This window comes from Scytonema hankhaensis NUACC26 (assembly GCF_045865695.1).
Classification (GTDB): Bacteria; Cyanobacteriota; Cyanobacteriia; order Cyanobacteriales; family Nostocaceae; genus Scytonema.
Genome location: NZ_BAACAP010000147.1, coordinates 1 through 16,253, shown reverse-complemented (window position 1 = coordinate 16,253; position 16,253 = coordinate 1). Strand labels below are relative to the sequence as shown.

10 protein-coding genes and 1 pseudogene are annotated in these 16,253 nt (G+C 40.2%); 7 read left to right on the top strand and 4 right to left on the bottom strand.

The window, feature by feature from the left end:
- Positions 1 to 195 precede the first annotated feature (195 nt).
- A complete protein-coding gene (locus tag ACKTT2_RS10145; RefSeq protein ID WP_407886291.1) occupies positions 196 to 1,308 on the top strand; it encodes a glutamate--cysteine ligase family protein in 1,113 nt (370 codons plus the stop codon).
- On the opposite strand, the gene ACKTT2_RS10140 is transcribed toward ACKTT2_RS10145, so the two are convergent.
- The 4 genes from ACKTT2_RS10140 to ACKTT2_RS10125 all read right to left on the bottom strand — a co-directional run bounded on the left by ACKTT2_RS10140 (position 1,298) and on the right by ACKTT2_RS10125 (position 7,217).
- Positions 1,298 to 1,489: a hypothetical protein gene (locus tag ACKTT2_RS10140; RefSeq protein ID WP_407886289.1), complete on the bottom strand. Its 192-nt coding sequence runs from the start codon at positions 1,487 to 1,489 to the stop codon at positions 1,298 to 1,300. The two genes, ACKTT2_RS10145 and ACKTT2_RS10140, sit on opposite strands and share 11 nt — an antisense overlap.
- Positions 1,490 to 1,593: 104 nt before the next feature.
- Positions 1,594 to 3,318: a tetratricopeptide repeat protein gene (locus ACKTT2_RS10135; RefSeq protein ID WP_407886287.1), complete on the bottom strand. Its 1,725-nt coding sequence runs from the start codon at positions 3,316 to 3,318 to the stop codon at positions 1,594 to 1,596.
- A gap of 285 nt (positions 3,319 to 3,603) precedes the next feature.
- Positions 3,604 to 6,189 carry an EAL domain-containing protein gene (locus tag ACKTT2_RS10130; RefSeq protein WP_407886285.1) on the bottom strand — a complete coding sequence of 862 codons (2,586 nt, stop codon included), beginning with the start codon at positions 6,187 to 6,189 and terminating at the stop codon, positions 3,604 to 3,606.
- Positions 6,190 to 6,494: 305 nt separating this feature from the next.
- A complete protein-coding gene (locus ACKTT2_RS10125) occupies positions 6,495 to 7,217 on the bottom strand; it encodes a DUF928 domain-containing protein (RefSeq protein WP_407886282.1) in 723 nt (240 codons plus the stop codon).
- Between the two features lie 453 nt (positions 7,218 to 7,670).
- Between ACKTT2_RS10125 and ACKTT2_RS10120 the strand changes: the two genes are divergently transcribed.
- From ACKTT2_RS10120 to ACKTT2_RS10095, 6 genes and pseudogenes are all read left to right on the top strand, one after another.
- Complete coding sequence (locus ACKTT2_RS10120; RefSeq protein ID WP_407886280.1) at positions 7,671 to 10,733, top strand: two-partner secretion domain-containing protein; 3,063 nt, start codon at positions 7,671 to 7,673, stop codon at positions 10,731 to 10,733.
- A 358-nt stretch (positions 10,734 to 11,091) separates the two neighbouring features.
- Positions 11,092 to 13,758, top strand: a complete 2,667-nt coding sequence (locus ACKTT2_RS10115; protein WP_407886278.1) for a CHAT domain-containing protein — start codon at positions 11,092 to 11,094, stop codon at positions 13,756 to 13,758.
- Between the two features lie 22 nt (positions 13,759 to 13,780).
- Positions 13,781 to 13,849: pseudogene (locus ACKTT2_RS10110) on the top strand (hypothetical protein); the annotation flags it as partial.
- Positions 13,847 to 14,086 (top strand): SBBP repeat-containing protein, encoded by a 240-nt coding sequence (locus tag ACKTT2_RS10105; RefSeq protein ID WP_407886330.1) that lies wholly within the window; start codon positions 13,847 to 13,849, stop codon positions 14,084 to 14,086. The pseudogene ACKTT2_RS10110 and the gene ACKTT2_RS10105, both read left to right, overlap by 3 nt.
- 354 nt (positions 14,087 to 14,440) lie before the next feature.
- Positions 14,441 to 15,232 (top strand): hypothetical protein, encoded by a 792-nt coding sequence (locus tag ACKTT2_RS10100; protein WP_407886276.1) that lies wholly within the window; start codon positions 14,441 to 14,443, stop codon positions 15,230 to 15,232.
- A 67-nt stretch (positions 15,233 to 15,299) separates the two neighbouring features.
- Positions 15,300 to 16,253 (top strand): PPC domain-containing protein (locus tag ACKTT2_RS10095; protein WP_407886274.1); only part of this gene is annotated, 954 nt, incomplete at its 3' end.

Below are 16,253 nucleotides of genomic sequence, written 5' to 3'. Positions count from 1 at the left end.
ATGGAGAGTAGGGAGTAGCGAGTCGGACAGTCAAATCCTTATTAAGAAAGTGTTGCAAATTTGCCAAGAAAAAACTGTTTGCACCAAATAGCTTGAGATACTCGAACGAATAGATTACAATTTTCCTAAATTTACTATTGCAAAAAGCTCTCAAGTAGCCTCTCGCGTATATAAAGTAAGGATAAAGGTTAAATAATGTTTTATTTTGGTATTGAACATGAAGTCGCTTTCCTCAATCAAGAAGGCAAGTTTGCTGATTTTTCGCGCACGACATACGCTGATTTCGATCGGATTATCGAAAAACTGCCTACTTATCCTAGCGATCGCACTCAATTACATATTGGAGATGCGGGGATCAGAAAAAAAAGGTGGTATATAGATGGGTTTGAGCGATTCTCTGAATCTGAAGAAACGATTGATTGTGTTCCTAGAGGTATAGAAATTAGAACAACTATACATCCTGATATTTACAGTACTATTACTGAACTCTCAGAAAGTTTTCACTTGTTAAAGGAAGTGGCGAAAGAATTTGGGTTTTCACCAGTTTTAATCAGTTTTAATCCATACCTTACCAATTACGAACCAAATCCTCCCTTAAATGATGTTGAAAGAAGGTATCTCCAAGCGTATCCTGACGAGCAAACTGCTTATATTTATATGGTTACCTATGGACCAGATTTAAATATTTCAGTTACCGATTTACCTATTGAAGATGCGATCGATATCGGTCAAAAATTAACTTATTACAGCCCTTACATTGTTCCTTTTAGTTATAGTTCTCCCTTTTACAAAGGCGGTTTATGGGAAGGGCTTTCTGTAAGAACTTTTGTCAGAACAGGAAAAAGACCAGCAACTTTAGTTTTTGTAGAAAATCAGGAACAAATAATTAAAAGCGTTCCTTCCTCAACAAAAATTGCTCGTCTTCCTGCAGAAGTAGGTCGTATTGAATTTAAAGCATTTGATAGTTGTGGTGATTTTTCTATTTATGCTCAGTTACTAGCATTATTAAAAGGTCTGGTTTTAGACCAAACGCTGACAGGTAGAGCCATTGTACCTGATGCGGCTTTGCATCAACTTTCAGCACGAGAAGGGTTTGAGAATGAAAAGATTTTTGCGTTCGCAAATCAAGTCTTAGAAGCTGCTGAAGTGGCTTTAAAGAACGACCCCGATGTTTCTTTGTTAGTACCACTCAAAAATTCTCTTCAACAAAGAAAAACACCAGCACATGATGCGATCGCAACTTTTCAAAAATTTGGTTCTATAGAACAGGCATTGCAAACAACTTATTTAAAGCCATTTAAGATTTGATTTTCACGACATTGGGATCGCTCTCCATATTTCCTGCTGCTAATTCAGCCAGGGTTTCCTGTTCTATCTGGTCAAGCAACTTGGAGGAGTAAGGAATGGGGTCACCACTCTGCTCACCTTTTTCCAGCTCTGCTCGTAACCGCTCGGATTTGAGTTTGTTACTTTCATCAATCAGTTGCATAACTTTTTTATGTATTGCACTCAATTGCAAACTGCTATATTCCCAGACTCTGCTCAGGAATAAGAGGTCTGGGGAAATCCCAGACCTCTTACGAATTACGAATTTTATAAATTATCGGCACTAGGCAAAGAAGAGCGTTGAACAATTGGTCTCGACCACACTTTTTTGTAGTCTTCAATTGCACCGCTGTAATCTTTCAATTTAGACCGAGCATTACCTCGACTAATATAAGCTTTAGCATCATCAGGATTCATTTGCAAAAAGTAGGTGTAATCTTCAATCGCACCATTATAATCTTGAAGCTTAGACCGAGCATTTGCCCTGTTCATATAAGCTTCTGCATCATTGGGGTTGAGTGCTACCGAGAGGTTATAATCTTCAAGAGCACCTTTGTAATCTTCCATTTCATAACGGCAATTTCCTCTCTTAAAGTATGCCTTAGCATCATTAGGCTCGCTTTTCAGAAATTGAGTATAATCTTCAATTGCACCTTTGTAATCTTTAAGATCGAAGCGAGAATTTGCTCGTTTGAGATAAACATCGGAATCGTTAGGGCTAATTTCTATATATTCCGTGGAATTCTCAATAGAACTTTTATAATCTTGAATCTCAAAGCGGGTATTGCTTCGACTGACATATTCTTTATTAAAATCTGAGGTTACGTCTAAGGGTTGAACGTAGTTTTGAAGGTTGTATTGGGAATGGTTGGAGTTGAGATAAATTTCGTTATTGTTGGTATCGTTATAATTAGGCAACAAAGAATGAGTTGAGCTTTCAATTGCACTACTAGAATTATCAATTTGAGAAAGTTCAATTTGAGAAAAACTACGATCTGGGATAATATTAATATCAGTTTCAAAATTACGGGGATGACTCCCTAAAGATGGGGTATAGTTGAAGGGAAATTGTTGAATGTCTGCAAATTGAGAATTGATAGCGCTAAAATTCTCCATAGCAAAATTGTCAGGAGAATGTTGCATAACATGGCTGTAATCTGTAATTGCTCCTTGATAGTCTCCTAGCTCTAAACGGAGCAGTCCTCGATGATAATGAGCTTCAGCATCATTGGGATAAAATTGCAAATACAAATCTAGATCTGCCATCGCTCCTTTGTTGTCTCCCAACTTTTGGCGAGCCAGTCCTCGACCGTAATATGCTTTAAAACCTCTAGGATTTAGACGCAAAAACTGGTTAAATTCTGCAATCGCTCCTTGATAATCTCCTTTTTTTGCTTTTTCCTCTCCCCGTTGGTAAAACACTTCGATGAACTCTTGTTGCTGACGAAGTTGTGCGGCGGCTTGCTGTCGTTGAGTGAGAGTGCGTGACAGAGCGATCGCATTGCGCCGCAATTCTAGTTGTGCGACAACTTGATGACTCAACAATCGCAGTGCTTCCACCTGTTCGAGAGCTAAATCCCTTGGTACGAAGTCTATAACGCAAAGTGTTCCAATACCAAATCCTTCTGACGTAATTAAAGGAGCGCCAGCATAAAACCGAAGGTTAGGTTCTGCAGTTACGAGGGGATTTTTGGCAAATCGAGCATCTAGTAACGCATTTCTTACAACTAGTGGTTTTTGTTGCAAGATTGAGTAAGCGCAGAAAGCAACATCTCGTTCAGTTTCAGAGATGGTTACACCTATCTTGGATTTGAACCACTGCCGATGTCCATCCATTAAGCTGATCAAAGCGACTGGAGTACGACAAACTTGTGCAGCTAAAAAGGTAAAATCATCAAAGACTTTCTCTGGAGGGGTATCAAGGATTTGATACTGTCGCAGTGCGTAGAGTCTGGCGATTTCGTTACTGGGTAGAGGCGGTTTTGGGTTCATCTTGAGTAAATTGCTGGTAGCTAGTTTGATAGATTACACGCTTATACCATTTTGGATTTTAGATTTTAGATTTTGGATTGAGAAAGTCTTGTTTAGACTCGATCTTGACCAACTATCTGTCGCACTCTTTGTTCAAACTGGTATAACTGTTAGCGCTTTTAGTGCTCAACTATATAAGTCTTCAAAACGGTAAATATTGTTTCCGGGCAATTTTACGGTAAGGGCAGTCATTTTTTTTTACTTTCTCCACAAATTGTTCTTCTCTAAAGAACAGGGGGCTACTCCCTACTCTCTACTCCCTAAACAAGGTGAACACTGGTTTTGCAATAATGCTGTTGCTGTCTTGCTATCTACTGGCTTAGAGAAGAAATAGCCTTGTCCGTATTCACAATTGAGCGCTTGCAATTTTGCTTTTTGTTCGACTGTTTCTACACCCTCAGCAACAATGTCCATTCCCAATGAATGACTCAGCATAACGATCGTCTGAACAATTGCGGCGTCTTCATCAGTATCTGTCATTCGACTGACAAAAGATCTATCTATCTTTAGTGTATTCACTGGAAAGCGATGTAAATAACTTAAAGATGAATATCCCGTACCAAAATCGTCTATACTTAGTCTTAAATTTAAACTTCTTAGCCGTAACATTACTGTTATAGCTGCTTCTACATCTTGCATAGCTACGCTTTCAGTTATTTCTAATTTTACACTCCGCGCATCTAATCCGGTTTCTTTTAAAGATTGTTCAACGTATTCAACTAAATCCGGTTGAGTTAACTGTTGCCCAGAAAGATTTATACTCATCATTAAGGGCGGAGTTACAGGAAATTGAGCTTGCCATATAGATAATTGACGGCAAGCTGCTTGAAAGATCCACTTTCCTAAAGGAATAATTAGACCAGTTTCTTCTGCGACTGAAACAAATTCTAAAGGAGAGACAGAACCGTATTTGGGATGGTTCCACCTGACAAGTGCTTCAAAACCAGCAATTTTTTCTGTAATTAGCGATACTATGGGCTGGTATACAAGATATAGTTCTTCTAATTCTATTCCCCGACGGAGATCGGCTTCGAGTTGAAAGCGCTTGATGACTTGGGTATGCATACCTGTTGCAAAGACTTGGTGACGGGCTTTACCTAAGTCTTTTGCTCGGTACATCGCTATATGAGCATCTCTCAATAACTCTACTGGATGGTAGTTAAGTTCGCTTTGATTAAAGGCTATTCCAATGCTAATACTCGTGAATATTTCTTGCCCATCTTTCTGAAAGGGTATACCGATCTGCTGTTGGAGTTCATCAGCTAACTGAGTTGCTTCACTGGTATGACTGATGTTTCCCAACAAAATCGCAAACTCGTCGCCTCCCACTCTTGCGACTGTTCCTTTATTTCTTACACTAGCTTTTAATCTTTGTGCTGTATTTTTTAGGAGTTGGTCGCCTACTTGGTATCCAAGGCTTTCATTGATAATCTTGAAGCGATCTAAATTGAGAAATAATACGGCGAATCGTGTCTTTTGACGGAGTTGTGAGTTTGCGATAAGCCGGGTACGGCGGCGCTGCCATGCGATCGCCACTTCCAAACTCTTGAGAAAACAGTCTCGATTCGGTAAATCAGTGAGGGGATCGTGAAGAGAACTCCGTAATAAAACGTAACAAAATGTACTGATTCCTGTAGTAATTAGTGTCAGCGCTGCAGGGACAAAAGGTATCCAGCCTCCTTGAAAAAAGATGTAAAAGCAAATGCCACATAAGCCAGCCCAGGAAACAACTCCAACTACCCCTAAAAAAAGAGGATGTCGAAGCCGACAAGCCAACACGCCACCAATTAAAGCCCATGAAAATATCCATAGGGCTTCTTCCCATTCCGACCAAAACCAAAATAACGGTTTTCGATCTAGCGTAGTACTGAGGATTTGACTCACAAATTGAGCGTGGAGAAAAATCCCCGGTGTTCTTGGTTTTGCTGACTGTCCTGCATTATAAGGAGTGAAAAAGATATCTTTAATACTGGGTGCAGTTGTGCCAATGAGAACGACCTTATCCTTTACCAAATTCGGATTGATTTCTCCACGTAGCACTTGACTTAAAGTAACTTGCCGCGCTACGTTCATTGAACGGTATGACACAAGCACTTGGTAGCCTGTATCGTCAAGATTGTGATACCCACCAGAATGAGTACTTAAAGCAGGAAAAGTGGTATTGCCTAATTGCAATCCATCTGGTCTGGTTTTGAACGAGATATTTTGTTCTGCTAAATATTTGAGACTCAATTGCAGGGAGAAAGAGTAATACTTTTTCTCACCTTCATAGGCGTACATCAAATTACGACGGATAACACCATCAGCATCGAGTAATAAGTCGTTAAAACCTGTTTGTTGTGGGGATACACCTCGAATAGAAGGAACTGTTTCAGCATCCACACCCCCAATCTCGTAAATACTAATTACATTGGGAAGGCGAAGTTCCTTAAGCAGCGCGTTTTCACCAGGTGGTACTGGAATATTGCGATAAAGGTCTATCCCAATGACCTTGGGCTTATATTGCTGCAGGTTTTTTAAGGCTTGGGCAAGGGTTTGGTCTGAGATGGGCCACTTTTTCAGTTTCTCAATATCCGCTTCTGTAATTGCAACAATCAAAAGTCGTTCGTCTGGTTCGGAATTAGATACAAGACGTACCATTTGGTCAAAGGCAAGTAATTCCAAAAACTGCAATCCACCCATATATCTGGTAGCTAACACTAGCCCTGCCATAAGAATACTGGCAGTCAGAACCGATTGTTTGACACTTAATGTTGTAATGGCTTTGTGCTGACAGTAGCTATTAATCAGTGACAGTAGCAAAGATAACTTTTTGGTAAATTGAGCAATCACAGAAGGGTTGGTTAATTGTTAGTGGTTAGTGGTGTTAGTTGTTAGTGTTTAACTCCTAAATTATGGCTGCCCTAATAAGGATGTTTGTAAAGTCATGATTGATGTATCAAATATTTTTTACTCCACCCTAACCCTCCCCGATGTATTGGGGAGGGAACCGGATTTTTCTTGTTTCCCCCCAATCCATCGGGGGGATTAAGGGGGGTAAAGTAGGTAGGGCTAAAGCCCACCACACAAGACCTTCGGTGGGCTTTAGCCCTACCTACATATATTTCATAAATCAAATAGGATTGCTATACTAACAACTAACGATTACTTAATATTTCAATATTTAAGAGCGGTTCTTGGGCGATCGCTTCTAACTTTTCAGTCTGTAAAAGTTTTGTCCAACTTGTAGCCAACTGAGAGTTATTAGGTTGAGTGTAACGAGGTTCAGCCAATGTAGCAAGTGCGTCTTGCCAAAGACCCGCACTAATATACAAGTCAGCACGATCTGTAGCTGTTTTTGTTTGCTCTAACTTCTTAATCAATAGAGGATCTGGTTGTACTCGTCGAATCCAACCAGATACAACGATATCTTTAGCTCTATTTTTTGGTTCGCAAATCATTGACAAATACCAACGATAGTTTTTACCAACTGTTAGTGGAGGTAAAGATTTTATTTGAGGCAAGGTAAGATTAATAATTCCGGATGAACCAGTTTTTGTAAAAGTTTTCTCATAAACTAAATGATTATTATCGTCTCTAAGAACAAACTCTACTGTTTTGGGAGTAGAGATTTGAGGGACAAAGAAAAACATTGTGGGATACTCTGCCTTTGTCAATCCCAAATTATTTTCGGGCGATAATGCCATCAGTTTCTTCGCATTCAGCTCGCATCCACCTCGTGTTCCGCCTCCTACTCGCCGTCCTGGTAATCCTTCTCTAGACCCTGCCATAACTACTTGTGGTAGTATCAAGAGGAAAGTCAGTAAAGAAATCGACAAGATAGGTGGTGGAACCCTAATTTTAAGTTTTTTTTCAAACATCTTCTTGTACTATTTAATTTCATTATGAAAAATACTCTAGTAATATTGATATATCATTTTTATAGAGAGAAAATTTTATTTGAACAAAAAATTTATACACTTTTCATACTAAATATATTTTATTAAGTTGATTTAAAACCTGAGTGATTTCAACTAAAAGAAAGATGAATTTTAGAAAAATATATTTTATTTTTCAGTGATTCCAACTAATACACAGTGAATTATATAGCAGTCCTAAATCATTTATAAATAATTTTAAGTACTGTAGGGAAGTCACCCGAAGAGCGCGTCTTTATGCGCGACTGCTAGGAGTGGCGTTGGGCATTGCCTACCCTACGTGTATTTCACATATCAAATAGGATTGCTATATATAAAGTTTTGGTAGTAGAACTTTACACTTGAAGCCATTGTGAATTACAACAGAACAGTTATTAGACCTTGTATATTTTAGCTATGAATGCTAAGCCGCTAGGTATCCAAATATTAAGACATATTTTACATAAAAAATATTTCAAATTAGTTTATCAATGTACTGTTATTTTTTTTACATTTAATCAACCAGTAATCGCGCAAATCGTCCCAGATAACACCTTATCAAACCCAACAGTTGTGACAAGTGGTGCAACACAAGGTGTAGATTTTGTTATTTCCGGAGGAACACAGGTAGGGAATAATCTATTTCATAGCTTTATAACCTTTTCTGTTCCCACAGGAGGAACTAGTGTTTTCAACAATAACTTTAGTATTGAAAATATCATCGGTCGCGTTACTGGCGGAGCAATTTCTAACATCAATGGTTTAATTCAGACTCAAGGCAAAGCCAACCTATTTCTAATTAATCCAAATGGTATTGTCTTTGGACCAAACGCCGAGTTAAATATTGGTGGTTCCTTTATTGCAAGCACTGCCAATAGTTTAAAACTTTCCAATGGAGAGGAGTTCAGCGCTACCAATCCTACCACACCTTTATTAACCGTTAGCGTTCCTATTGGCTTGCAATTCGGTAAAAATACAGGTTCCATTGTGAATCAATCCCAATTCGATCGCCATGGAACAGCCACAAACTTTTTTGGAAAACCTGCTGGGCTTCAAGGAAAATCTAACACGACTTTGGCACTAGTTGGTGGTGAAATCGTGGGGTCAAATGGAAATCTAACTGTTCCTAACGGTCGAATTGAACTAGGGAGTGTGGGTGATGACAGTTTTGTCAGTTTAAATCCTACCTCTCAAGGTTTTGCTTTGGGATATTCTGGTGTGAGGACATTTCAAAATCTTCAACTTCAAGGATCTTCAATTGATGTTAGCGGCTTGGGTGGTGGTAACATTCTGTTACAAGGGCAAGCAGTGAATTTACTGGATAATTCAAGTATGACTGCTAAAACAGATGTTGATGGTACGGAGGGTGGTGGAGGAATTGCGATCTGGGCTAATCAATTATTGGTGAGTGATTCTGAGATCCGAACCTTTGCATCTGGTTCAATTTCCGGAGGAGACATAACTCTTGAAGCTCAGAAAATGAACTTCACTGGGTTGAATACATTTGTTCTTACAGAAACAGAGGGTGCAGGTCGAGGGGGAAATATGAATATTCGGTCTGCCGATTTAGAATTGACTAACCTAAGTATCTTAGGAACTCAGACAACAGGGATAGGGACTGGGGGAAATGTTGTAATTGATACTAATAATTTACAGGTTCGAGATGGAGCACAGGTAGCTGTCATGACTACAAGTAGTGGACTGGGGGGTAATTTAACCGTAAAAGCTGCAAACTCGATCGCCCTATTGGGAGAATCAAAACTACTGAATACACCATTTCCCAGTTTCGTGTTTACTGATACAACTGGATCTGGAAAAGCTGGAGACATCAGAATTGAAACTGGAAATTTGAGTGTCCGAGATGGAGCAAGGATATCTGCTTCTACTTTTAGTGATGGAGATGCGGGTGATATAACGATTCAGGCTCTTAAAGTAGAATTGGTAGGTAATCAAACTGCTAGCTCAGCTAGCGGTGTATTTAGCCAAGTCGAACTAGGTGCAAGCGGTCAGGGTGGCAGCATCGCGATCGATACCAAAACATTAAGTATTCAGAGCAGTGCTCAAGTGTCGGCTGGTACATTTGGTTCCGGTAATGCTGGTAGTATTTCTGTTGTTGCTCCTACAGTGGAAGTGCGGGGAGAAGTCACAGATCCATACTTCACTGGCTTGTTTGCCCAAGTGGAGACTGGAGCGACAAGTCAAGGAGGTAACATAACTTTGAAAACCGAACAATTGACTCTTCAAGGAGAAAAAGCACTCATTTCCGCTTCTACATACGGTCGCGGTGCGGGAGGAAGTATTATAATTAATACTAATAAATTATCAGTACAAGATGGGGCGCAAATTCAGGCAACAACTAATGGTTTAGCTCCTGGTGGAAAAATAGAAGTGACAGCTACAGAGACAGCTCAACTTCTTGGGACTTCTCAGGATGGTCAGTCTTTTAGTGGGTTGTTTACTTCAACATTTGGGGACTCACCTGCAGGTAACTTAACTATTAATACAGGTAATTTACTTATTGAGAATGGAGCACGCATCTCTGCTTCTACTTTTGGTGGAAGTGAGGGAGGAAACGTAACGATTCATGCATCCGATGCAGTCAAGCTGATTGGAACTTCTCCTGATGGTAAGGCAAGTAGTGGGTTATACGTACAAGCAACGGGAACTGGAAAGGCAGGAAATATTAATCTCACAGCTCGTTCGCTTTTGCTCGATGGACAAGGAAAGATTTTAGCGGAAACTGCTTCTGATGATGGTGGTGAAATTGCATTACAAGTGAGGGATATTATTCAATTGCGTCGCGGTAGCCTAATTTCTGCAACAGCAGGAACGACAAGCGGTCAGGGGAATGGCGGAAATATTAATATCGATACAGGTTTTTTGGTTGCAGTTGCTTCAGAAAATAGTGACATCAAAGCTAATGCATTGCAAGGACGAGGAGGTAACATTAAAATTGGCGCTCAGAGCGTTTTTGGGACTAAGTTCCGACTTCAAGAGACACCTTTGAGCGATATTACTGCTAGTTCTACTTATGGGGTTAGCGGTGCTGTGGAAATAAAAACCCCTGAAGTTGACCCTACTCAGGGATTGTTAGATTTACCCGTACAGTTAGCTGATGCTTCTAATACAATCGTTCAAGGTTGTCGCGCTAACACGGGACAGGCGGCTGGGAAGTTTGTGGTAACTGGGCGGGGTGGGCTTTTGCCTAACCCTGAAAGCACGTTGAATGCTGAGATTTTATTGCAGGATTTGGATACATCTCCTATTCCAAAAGACAGCAGGGAAGCAGGGGTACAGGGGAGCAAGGGAGCAGAGGAGCAGAGGAGCAAGGAAGCAGGGGAGTACGAGCCGATCTCCGAAGCTCAAGCGATCGTTATGAACTCTAAAGGTGAGATTATGCTTGCAGCGCAAGCGCCTCAAGTCACTCCAAATAGCCCTTGGTTATCTTCAACTAATTGTCAATACGAGCAAAATTACTGAATATAATTGTGTATTTATGATATGAAGTATGAAAATTATCTACGTACTGCAGCATTCTGCATTTAAATGGAGTACACCCCTCATTAACTCTTCCCTTGGTACGGGGAGGGTACGCGACAGCACGGGTAATACCATTTCACCAAATGATTGCTACATACGATCCCCCCTAGCCCCCCTTAGTAAGCTGCGGTGTACACACATCTTTAGAGCTCCCCCTAAATCCACGCCACTTGCTTTATGCCGGGGAACCCGTCCACCGCAGTGGCTCCCCTTAACAAGGGGGACTTTAACGATTTTTCCCCCCTTTTTAAGGGGGGCTAGGGGGGATCGAAAATGCAAGAAGGCACTTTTAGGAAACTTGTGTGTACACCGTAGCCTTAGTAACGGGGGTTGGGGGGATCGCATTAGTCTCAAAGACATAGGGAATCAGTATAAGGTATCTTATCGTTGGTTACTCACATTCATTCTTTGGATGTTGTTAGGGCTTGCGATCGCTCTATTCATAACTAGCATAAATGTAAAGCAGGTGTTTGCTTCTCATACTGACTCTCAGTTAACCTATCCCTCTCTTTTATCGCAACAAGAGGATCGCGGTAAGGAGTTGTACGAAGCAGAGCAATTTTTGGAAGTTGTAACGATCTGGCAAAACGTTTTTCAAGCTTATCAATTGCAAGGAGATAAACTCAATCAAGCAAGAGTTTTAAGTAATCTCTCGTTGGCTTACCAAAAACTGGGGCAATGGTCTCAAGCAAAAACAGTACTCAATCAAAGTTTGGAATTGCTAAAGGGTGTGGTGGAGAAGACACCAAGTTCTCAATCCAAAGAACAATTAAAAGTTTTAGCTCAAGTTCTCAATACGCGAGGGAATTTAGAGTTAGCTACTGGACAACCCGATGCGGCGCTTGCAACTTTGCAAAAAGCAACTGCAACTTACACTCAAGCAGAAGATGAAACAGGAGTTATCCGCAGTCTTATCAATCAATCTCAAGCTTTTAGAGCTTTAGGGTTATATCGTCGCTCCTTATCTACTCTGACACAAGTTAGCCAAATTCTAGAAAAACAACCTGATTCGCCAATTAAAGTCGCCGCCTTGCGTAACTTAGGAACTAACTTGCGTTTGGTAGGCAAATTAGAACAAGCACAGCAATCGTTGCAACAAAGTTTAGCGATCGCCCAAAAATTACAATTACCATTAGATATAAGTGCAGCTTTCATCGATCTGGGTAACATAGCCCGTGCAGATCGAGATATGGAAGTGGCTTTAGATTTTTATCAAAAAGCTGTAGCTATTTCTCCCTCACAAATTCTCAAAATTCGAGCCAATCTCAACCAACTCAGCACCTCAATCGATCTAAAACGATGGGATTTGGCACGGGAATTAAGCCGAAAAATCGAACCTCAACTTGCCAATTTTCCTGCAAGTCGGGCGGTTGCTTATATGCGGCTTAACTTTGCCCGAAGTTTAACCCGTATGGAACAGGCAAAAGTTCAAGATGCACCAACTATAGCGACTATTGCCCAACTAGTTGCAACGACTGTGGAACAAGCAAGAAGCATAGGCGATAAACAAGCAGAAATTTATGCATTGGGAAGACTTGGTAGCTTGTACGAAACAACTCAGCAATGGTCTATTGCCCAAGATTTAACTCAGAAAGCTTTAATGCTTGCTCAAACTTACAATATACCGGATATTGCTTATCTTTGGCAATGGCAGCTTGGGCGTCTTTTAAAAAAACAAGGGGATGTCTCTGGAGCGATCGCAGCTTATACACAAGCCGTGAAAACTCTGCAAGTATTACGTAACGAACTTGTTGCTGTTGAACCAGACGTACAATTTTCCTTTCGAGAAAGAGTAGAACCAGTTTACCGAGAATTGGTCAGCCTACTTTTGCGATCGGGAAAAATAGAACCAAACCAAGAATTTTTACGTCAAGCCCGACAAGTTATTGAATCTTTGCAATTAGCAGAATTAGATAACTTTTTCCAAGAAGCATGCTTAGATGCAAAACCCAATCTTATTGAACGCTTTGATGCTCATGCTGCTATTATTTATCCCATTATTTTGCCAGACAGTTTAGAAGTTATTCTCAGCTTACCGCAACAACCTCTGATCCATTATGCAACTTCTGTCGAACAAGAGCGGTTAGAAAATCTTGTAGCTCGGCTCCGTCAAACTATAGTCATTCGTTCTAGAGATGATTATATGGAGTTGTCACAACAAATTTACGATTTTTTACTTCGTAAGAGCGAAACTTATTTAGGCAAAAGTGAAGTTAAGACATTAGTTTTTGTGCTAGATGGTGTCTTACGAAATATTCCTATGGCTGCATTAAACGATGGCAAGCAATTTTTAATAGAAAAGTATAGCGTTGCACTCACACCTAGCTTACAATTATTACCTCCCAAACAGTTACATCAGGAAAAATTAAAAGTTTTAGGTGCTGGGTTGACAGAAGCAAGGCAAGGTTTTTCTCCTCTTGAATATGTGGATATGGAATTGAAAGAAATTAAATCTGAAGTTCCTAGTTTAGTTCTTTTGAATAAAGACTTCACTAGTAAGAATCTCCAAAAGGAAATTCGGTCGGCATCTTTCCCAATCGTTCATATTGCGACTCACGGTAATTTTAGCTCTAAAGCATCAGAGACTTTTCTCCTAACTTGGGATGGTCGAATTCACATTAATGAATTTGATAGTTTACTTCAAAAGAATCAACAAAATCAGCAACAAGCTGTTGAACTTTTAGTACTGAGTGCTTGTGAAACTGCAACAGGAGACAAACGTGCTGCCCTAGGATTAGCAGGAATCGCTGTCAGGGCAGGTGCGCGTAGTACTTTAGCAACATTATGGTCTATTAATGATGAAGCAACTGCTGACTTTATGGGGAAATTTTACCAAGAGTTAACTCATACTCAAGAAACAAAAGCAGAAGCTTTGCGTAAATCTCAATTGGCTATTTTAAAAGATCCTTACTACGAACATCCCATTTACTGGGCACCTTACGTTTTGGTTGGAAATTGGTTGTAAGCAGTGAGCAAAACAACTAGGGACTTCTGGCTTGGATGTCTCTTATGACGTTGCCACTGATAGCATTGGTAATTTCTACATTACAGGAATGACAGATAGTGGGTTAGGGGAAACAAATGCTAGAGAAGTTGATGCTTGGATAGCTAAATATGACAGCAATGATGGTAACCAAATGTCCATTATACAACTAGGCACTTCTAATGACGATATATCCAAAAATATTGGAATTGACAGTGCCAATAATGTCTATATTACGGGAGCTACTTGGGCTGCTTTAGAAGGAACAAATGCCGGAAAAATTGATGCTTGGGTAGCAAAGTTTTACTAATTGTTTGTTCAAAATTGGAGATTTGGTCATCTGAAGGCAACAGAACTATCTCTTCTTAAAAATTGCGACTTGGCAACAATGCATTAAAGACTTGTGCATCTATCCGCTATCCTATGTGAAGGATTTCTGATAGCTCAAAAGCAAGCCCCTAGAGGTGCGACTGCCCGATATTGGAGAGAGTATTGTTGTTAGTACTAAGCATGAGATGAGACGAAGAACTGTAAAAAACCTCTTGAATAACCGCACTTTCCCGACTGAAACTTTTCATCACTCTTTTTTAGGATAATGGCATTAAGCCATGTACCGTCTATAATGACGGCATATAAAAACCTGGAAATAGAGAGGGAAACTAATATGAAACCAAGTGAATCAAATAACAGCAACACTTTTGAAGCGGATAGCTACGGGCTAGAAATTCTGCTACCAAATATTGTGGCACTAGCCATCCTAGAAAATAAGAGGAGTGCCATTGCTCCCGTGCATCTGGTTATTCAGATAACTAACAACACATCAGAGCCATTTTCCGTCAGCTTTAATGACACTTTTATTCCAGAACTTGTGGACTCGGATGGTCAAACATTACAGGGGCTTTTCGTTATCAATGAACAAGAATCTACAAATCAACAACAACCTCAACAGCAAAGTTGGATTTTTAAATTAAAATGCTTGTTCTCAAAATTAGCTAACTTTAATAGGCAAGAAGATACGAAAATTATCAATTCTTGGCTAGTTCAACCTGGAAGGGACACTGATATTTGGTTAGATGGAAGGCTATTTTGGCAAAATAACTTACTTATCCTGGAATTACCTAATAAAAACTTTTCTTTCGACTTTGAATACTTTAGACCAAGAACTTATTACTCTTTTCATGGACTCCAATCAGGAAATTATCAGCTTCGGTTCATTTATTTCAATAAAACTAATAGTAATTATAACAATGAATCCTCCGTAATAGGAGTCACAAATCTATCACAAATCAACTCAAGTCATCCGGCAACACCCTTCGTTAATTTTCACTTAATTCAACCTATGGAACCTAACGCTAACGCCGTAGAAGTTAATGGTATCCGTTTTGAAACTGTAATGCCGGAAAGAGTATTGACATTGCCAAGAAAAAAAACAATACCATTTTTTCTATGCAGATAGGGTTAAAAATTACCAATAACACCCAAGACCCCCTTCGTTTCAGCTTGGTGCCAACACCAACTACAACTTGAGTGTCTTTGCGACAATCAATGACTTTGCCGGGAATACCCTCAACAATGCACGTCAAATCACCCTCAATTCCACAGCCAGCACTTATAGCGATTGGGTGGGTTCATCTGATACTAATGACTACTACGGTTTCAACCTCAGTGCTAATAGCAGTGTCAATCTGTCATTAAACGGTTTAACTGAAAATGCTGATGTACAATTGCTCAACAGCAGTGGTAACGTGCTGACTAGTTCAACTAGTAGTGGCACTGCGAGTGAATCTATCAGCTGCAGTCTAGACACAGGCACCTACTACGTTCGAGTCTACCCATACAACGGCGCTAACACCAGCTACAATTTGAGCGTCTTTGCAACAATCAATGACTTTACGGGAAACACTCTCAATAATGCACGTCAGATTAACCTAGATTCAGTAGCTAGCACCTACAGCGATTGGGTGGGTTCGTCCGATATCGAGGATCTCTACCGCTTCAGTCTTAGCAAGAGTAGCAGTTTCAATCTTGCCCTCAACAGTCTTGCAGCTGATGCTGACGTACAGTTGATTCGGGATGCTAACAGCAATGGGGTCATCGATAGCGGTGAAGTCATTGCCAGTTCAACTAACGGTGGAACTAGTGCTGAATCCATTAGCCGCAGTCTAGATGCAGGCATTTACTACATTCGGGTTTATCCCTTTAATGGTGCCAACACCAATTACAATCTGAGCGTATTTGCGACAATCAATGACTTTGCTGGGAATACCCTCAACAATGCACGTCAAATCACCCTCAATTCCACAGCCAGCACTTATGGCGATTGGGTAGGTTCATCTGATACTAATGACTACTACGGTTTCAACCTCAGTGCTAATAGCAGTGTCAATCTGTCATTAAACAGTTTAACTGAAAATGCTGATGTACAATTGCTCAACAGCAGTGGTAACGTGCTGACTAGTTCAACTAGTAGTGGCACT

Bases quoted from the DNA above. Each gene is read 5' to 3' on its own strand.
- ACKTT2_RS10145 (WP_407886291.1), top strand. From the start codon at position 196: ATGTTTTATTTTGGTATTGAACATGAAGTCGCTTTCCTCAATCAAGAA.
- ACKTT2_RS10140 (WP_407886289.1), bottom strand. From the start codon at position 1,489: ATGCAACTGATTGATGAAAGTAACAAACTCAAATCCGAGCGGTTACGA.
- ACKTT2_RS10135 (WP_407886287.1), bottom strand. From the start codon at position 3,318: ATGAACCCAAAACCGCCTCTACCCAGTAACGAAATCGCCAGACTCTAC.
- ACKTT2_RS10125 (WP_407886282.1), bottom strand. From the start codon at position 7,217: ATGTTTGAAAAAAAACTTAAAATTAGGGTTCCACCACCTATCTTGTCG.
- ACKTT2_RS10120 (WP_407886280.1), top strand. From the start codon at position 7,671: ATGAATGCTAAGCCGCTAGGTATCCAAATATTAAGACATATTTTACAT.
- ACKTT2_RS10105 (WP_407886330.1), top strand. From the start codon at position 13,847: ATGACAGATAGTGGGTTAGGGGAAACAAATGCTAGAGAAGTTGATGCT.
- ACKTT2_RS10100 (WP_407886276.1), top strand. From the start codon at position 14,441: ATGAAACCAAGTGAATCAAATAACAGCAACACTTTTGAAGCGGATAGC.